We start from the raw sequence: 1,065 nt of genomic DNA, 5'->3' as shown, positions 1-1,065 counted from the left end.
CCGATCTCGTGCTGAGTTCCGTGTTTGGCATGAAGGTGAAGACCTGTACTACATCATGTTCAACCAAGAGACTCGTGAGAAATACCGCGTAGACCAATTCCCAGCAGCCAGCCGTCTGATCAACGATTTGATGCCGCTATTGGTTGAAGCGATGAAAGACAACGAATCCCTACGCCGTAAACTATTCCAAGTCGATTTTCTATCGACGCTAAGCGGTGAGATTCTGGTTTCTCTGCTTTACCATCGTCAATTAGATGAGGAATGGATTGAAAACGCGAAAGCGCTGAAACAGCGCCTCAACGACGAAGGTTTCAACCTCAACATCATTGGCCGCGCACGTAAGATGAAAATTATCCTAGACCGTGACTACGTGATCGAAAAACTGGACGTAAATGGCCAAAGCTACATCTATCAGCAAGTTGAAAACAGCTTCACCCAACCGAATGGCAAAGTCGCAGAGAAGATGTTGGAATGGGCGGTTGACTGTACTCAAGAGAGCACTGGCGACCTACTAGAGCTTTACTGTGGTAACGGCAACTTCTCGTTAGCATTAGCGCAAAACTTCGACCGTGTACTTGCTACTGAGCTTGCTAAGCCTTCGGTAGAATCAGCACAATACAACATTGCAGCGAACAAGATCGACAACGTACAAATCATCCGTATGTCGGCAGAAGAATTTACAGAAGCAATGGAAGGTAAGCGCGAATTCCGTCGTTTAAAAGACAATGGTGTCGATCTGAAGAGCTACAACTGCAACACGATTTTTGTCGATCCACCACGTGCAGGTATGGATGTGGATACGTGCAAAATGGTGCAAGGTTACGAGCGCATCATGTACATATCTTGCAATCCAGAGACCCTAAAAGAAAACTTGGACATTCTAAGCGAAACTCACAATGTGACGCGCTTTGCTCTGTTCGACCAATTCCCTTACACCCACCACATGGAAGCCGGCGTTTTACTAGAACGTAAAGCGTAAGCCACCAGCAAAAGACATAAAAAAAGCGAGCTCAATAGCTCGCTTTTTTGTTGGAATTTTTTCAATTATTCAGCAGAAGTTTTCTT

General features: G+C 45.4%; 1 protein-coding gene. It reads left to right on the top strand.

The window, feature by feature from the left end; all coding sequences use genetic code 11:
- Positions 1-979, top strand: a 979-nt coding sequence (gene trmA, locus R7P74_RS25015; RefSeq protein WP_318123337.1) for a tRNA (uridine(54)-C5)-methyltransferase TrmA, incomplete at its 5' end; no start/stop codon positions are given.
- Positions 980-1,065: the final 86 nt, after the last annotated feature.

The organism is Vibrio sp. 2033, from assembly GCF_033339735.1.
This window is presented reverse-complemented; position numbering and strand designations above follow the sequence as displayed.